Genomic DNA, 4,700 nt, shown 5'->3' on the forward strand with positions numbered 1-4,700 from the left:
GTCTAAAGATCATCGCGCTCCCAGGTCCACGCTGGTAAATCGTGAAGGAGGGGTTTTGGCTCGACCGAAGCCCCTCCTTTTTCATGCCGACTTGCCAATTTATTCCCAATTGCCAACGGCTTCCGTTCAATTCTCGCTGCTACCGATGATTCGAAGCCCGCGGGCTTGCGGGTTGTCCCAATTCCGAAGCGCGGCACGCGGAATCTCGACCATGCCCTCCTTGCGCAATCGTTTCGACCGCCTGCTCGAGGGCGCCGCGCCCAAGGTCACCCGGCAGGAGCTGACCCATGTCGAGCGCCTGGCGCTGGTCCGCCGGCATTGGCGATTTCTCGCTCGCCTATTCGACCGCCGTCCAGGGCAATCTTTCAGGGGATGCCGGCCTAGCCCGCGGCTCAGCGTGCTGTAAGCCGGTCAGTTCCGCAGCCGGTAGCCGGTCCGGAAGATCCACGCGACGATCGCTATGCAGATAAGCAGGAAAACGACGGTCATGCCGAGGCTGATGCCGATCGAGACGTCGGATTCGCCGTAGAAACTCCAGCGAAAACCGCTGACCAGATAGAGGACGGGGTTGAACAGCGTCACCGTGCGCCAGATGCCGGGCAGCATGTCGATCGAATAGAAGCTGCCGCCAAGGAAGGTCAGCGGCGTGATGATCAGCAACGGCACCAGCTGCAGCTGCTCGAAGCTTCTCGCCCAGATGCCGATGATGAAACCGAACAGGCTGAAGGTCACCGACGTCAGCACCAGGAAGGAGAGCATCCAGAACGGATGCTCGATAGTCAGCGGTACGAACAGCGACGCGGTCGCGAGGATGATCAGGCCGAGTATGATCGACTTGGTCGCCGCACCGCCGACATAGGCAATGATGATCTCCAGATAGGACACGGGCGCCGACAGCAATTCGTATATCGAGCCGACGAATTTCGGGAAATAGATGGCGAAGGAGGCGTTGGAGATCGACTGCGTCAGCAGCGACAGCATGATCAGCCCCGGCACGATGAAGGCGCCGTAGCTGATGCCGTCGATCTCGGTGATGCGCGAGCCGATGGCCGAGCCGAAGACGACGAAATAGAGCGATGTCGAGATGACAGGCGACACGATGCTCTGCAGCACGGTCCGAAAGGCGCGCGCCATCTCCATCTTGTAGATCGCCCAGACTGCTCGCAGGTTCATGCGTCCCTCCTCACCAGATTGACGAAGATCTCCTCGAGCGAGCTGTTTTGCGTGTCGATATCGCGGAACTGGATGCCGGCCGTCTCAAGGTCGCGGAGCAGCGAGGCGACGCCCGGCCGTTCGCTCTGGTTGTCATAGGTGTACGTCAGTTGATTGCCGTCCGGCGCAAGCTCCAGCGCGTAGCGCGAAAACGTCTCGGGTATGGTGGCGAGCGGACTGCGCAATTCCAGCAACAGCCTTTTGCGGCCGAGCGTGCGCATCAGTTCGGCCTTGTCCTCGACCAGCACGATTTCGCCGCGATTGATGACGCCGACGCGGTCGGCCATCGCTTCGGCCTCCTCGATATAGTGTGTGGTCAGGATGATGGTGACGCCATCCTCGCGCAGCCGGCGCACCATCGCCCACATGTCCTGGCGCAGCTCGACGTCGACCCCGGCTGTCGGCTCGTCGAGGAACAGCACTCTCGGTTCGTGCGACAACGCCTTGGCGATCATCAGCCGCCGCTTCATGCCGCCGGACAGGGTGATCGCCTTGGCGTCCTTCTTGTCCCACAACGACAGGTCGCGCAGCACTTTCTCGACGAAGGCGGGGTTGGCTGGCTTGCCGAATAGGCCGCGGCTGTAACTGACAGTCGCCCATACGCTCTCGAACGCGTCGATGGTCAGTTCCTGCGGCACCAGCCCGATGAGGCTGCGCGCGGCGCGATAATCCCGGCCGATATCGTAGCCGTCCACGGTGACCGTGCCCGACGAGCGGTTGACGATACCGCAGACGATCGAGATCAGCGTCGTCTTGCCGGCGCCGTTCGGCCCGAGCAGCGCAAAGATCTCGCCACGCTCAATGTCGAGGTTGATCTCCTTCAGCGCCTTGAAACCGGTGGCGTAGGTCTTGGTGACCCCGGAAATGGAAATGATCGATGGCATGGCTGAAAAAAACGGCTGCTTGAAAGGAGAACTGTTGGTTCAATCCGCTGAATGTCGGTGCGCGCAGCCGGAAGTCAATGGCACTCCTGACAGTTCTGGACATCGGCATGCGAAGACGCATCCACCGCTGCCGCAGTCCTGCGGCGTTCCGCCTCGCGTGACGCCACGCCGCTTTGACCGTTTAGCGCATCCGGCCTATCTTCTGCGACATAAGCAGCAGCCGGAGCCCACCATGGACCCGCTCATCCTTTCGCGCATCCAATTCGGCGCGAACATCTCGTTCCATATCCTGTTTCCGGCTATCACCATCGCGCTTGGCTGGATGCTGCTGTTCTTCAAGCTTCGCTACAACGCCACAGGCGATACCGCCTGGATGCGCGCCTATTTCACCTGGGTGAAAGTGTTCGCGCTGTCCTTTGCCATGGGCGTGGTTTCGGGCGTCACCATGAGCTTCCAGTTCGGCACCAACTGGCCGGGTTACATGGAGACCGTCGGCAACATAGCCGGCCCGCTGCTCGCCTATGAGATACTCACCGCCTTCTTCCTCGAGGCGGCGTTCCTCGGCATCATGCTGTTCGGCTTCCGCCGCGTCTCCAACCGCACCCACACGCTGGCAACCGTGCTGGTGGCCGGCGGCACCACCCTGTCGGCCTTCTGGATCATCGCGCTCAATTCCTGGATGCAGACGCCGGTCGGCTTTGAGATGCGCAACGGCGTAGCGCACGCAACCGACTGGTGGGCGATCGTCTTCAACCCATCGATGCCCTACCGGCTCGTCCACATGCTGCTTGCCTCCGGCCTGACGGTTTCGTTCCTGATCGCTGGCCTGTCGGCGCTGCGCTATCTCTATGGCGACCGCTCGGAATCGATGTGGAAGGCCTTGCGCACCGGTGTCTTCACCGCGGCGATCCTGATCCCCATCCAGATCTTCGCCGGCGACCAGCATGGCCTCAACACGCTCGAGCATCAGCCGCAGAAGATCGCCGCCATGGAGGCCAACTGGAACACCGGCCCCAATGTGCCGCTGGTCCTTTTCGCGCTTCCCGACGAGGCGGCAAGGGAGAACAAATTCGAAGTCGCCATCCCCGACGGCGCCAGCCTTATCCTCAGGCACAGCGCCAGTGGCGTCGTGCCGGGGCTGAACGACTTTGCCGGCAACCATCCGCCGGTCTTCCCGGTGTTCTGGGCTTTTCGCATCATGGTCGGCACCGGCGTCCAGATGCTCGTCGTCTCCTGGTCGGCCGCCTTTTTCCTTAAGCGCCGCCACACCCTGCCGAAACCGCTGGCGCTGGTTATGGTGCCGATGGCGCTGTCCGGCTGGCTGGCGACGCTGGCCGGCTGGTACACCACCGAGATCGGCCGCCAGCCCTGGCTGGTCACCGGTGTGCTCAAGACCGTCGATGCGGTCGGGCCGGTCGCCGGCAGCCAGGTCGCGCTCTCGCTTGCGGTCTATCTCATCCTCTACGCGCTGCTTCTGATCGCCTATCTCGGCGTGCTGGTCTATCTGGCGCTGAAGGCGGCGAAGGACGGCGATACCTCGCCGCTGCCGGGCGTTCTCGATGCGGCGCTGTCGCAGCCGGCGGCGAAATAGGAAGAACGGTGATGACCCTCGACTGGCCGACATTGCTCCCCCTCATCTTCGCCGGCCTGATGGGCCTTGCCATCCTGATCTACGTTATCCTCGACGGCTTCGATCTCGGCATCGGCATCCTGTTCGCGGCCGCTGAAGACGCCGAGCAGGACACGATGATTGCGGCAATAGGCCCGTTCTGGGACGCGAACGAGACCTGGCTGGTGCTGGCGGTCGGCCTGCTGCTGGTTGCCTTCCCGCTGGCGCACGGCACCATCCTCACCGCGCTCTACATTCCGGTCTTCCTCCTCCTTGTCGGCCTGATCCTACGCGGCGTTGCCTTCGATTTCCGTGCCAAGGTACCGGCCGGCCGGAAGCATCGCTGGAACCGCATCTTCTTCCTGGGCTCGTTCATCGCCTCGCTGGCGCAGGGCTACATGCTGGGGATTTATGTTCTGGGCCTGGATGTCGGCCTCAGCGGCATGGCCTTCGGCGCTCTGGTGGCGCTCTGCCTTGCCGCCGCCTATGCGGCGATGGGCGCGGCCTGGGTCATCTACAAGACGGAAGGCGAATTGCAGAAGAAGGCGGTGCTATGGCTGCGCCGGGCGCTGGTGCTGACCGCGCTCGGCATGGTCGCCGTCTCGCTGGCCACGCCGCTCGCCAGTCCGCGCATCTTCGACAAATGGTTCGTCTGGCCCGCCATGCTCTATTTGTCGCCGCTGCCGATCCTGTCGGCGGTGCTGTTCGCCTGGCTGTGGCGGCAGACCTTTCACCTGCCTAAAGCAGACGACCGCCACGCGCTGACGCCGTTCTTGACACTGGCCGCCATCTTCACGCTGGGCTTTGCCGGGCTCGCCTGGTCGTTCTATCCCTTCGTCGTGCCCGACAGGCTGACCATCTGGCAGGCGGCGTCCGCGCCTGAAAGCCTCGCCATAATCATGGCCGGCACGGTGGTCGTGCTGCCGGTCATCATTTTCTATTCGTTTTATGCATACCGCGTGTTCGGCGGCAAGGCGACGGATCTGACCTACGAC

4 protein-coding genes are annotated in these 4,700 nt (G+C 62.7%); 2 read left to right on the forward strand and 2 right to left on the reverse strand.

Annotated features, from left to right (window positions below):
- Nucleotides 1-411: 411 nt before the first annotated feature.
- On the reverse strand, nt 412-1,173 hold the full coding sequence (locus tag EOA86_RS22800; RefSeq protein ID WP_127208077.1) for an ABC transporter permease: 762 nt from the start codon (nt 1,171-1,173) through the stop codon (nt 412-414).
- Complete coding sequence (locus EOA86_RS22805) at nt 1,170-2,096, reverse strand: ABC transporter ATP-binding protein (RefSeq protein ID WP_127208078.1); 927 nt, start codon at nt 2,094-2,096, stop codon at nt 1,170-1,172. The genes EOA86_RS22800 and EOA86_RS22805 overlap by 4 nt, the downstream gene beginning before the upstream one ends.
- A gap of 232 nt (nt 2,097-2,328) precedes the next feature.
- Between EOA86_RS22805 and EOA86_RS22810 the strand changes: the two genes are divergently transcribed.
- Together EOA86_RS22810 and EOA86_RS22815 are read left to right on the forward strand one after the other, a co-directional pair.
- The gene (locus tag EOA86_RS22810; RefSeq protein WP_128343695.1) at nt 2,329-3,687 is read left to right on the forward strand and encodes a cytochrome ubiquinol oxidase subunit I; all 1,359 of its coding nucleotides are present in this window, start codon (nt 2,329-2,331) and stop codon (nt 3,685-3,687) included.
- Between the two features lie 11 nt (nt 3,688-3,698).
- Nucleotides 3,699-4,700 (forward strand): cytochrome d ubiquinol oxidase subunit II (locus EOA86_RS22815; RefSeq protein ID WP_164891914.1); only part of this gene is annotated, 1,002 nt, incomplete at its 3' end.

The organism is Mesorhizobium sp. M5C.F.Ca.IN.020.32.2.1, assembly GCF_004023105.1.
Classification (GTDB): Bacteria; Pseudomonadota; Alphaproteobacteria; order Rhizobiales; family Rhizobiaceae; genus Mesorhizobium; species Mesorhizobium wenxiniae.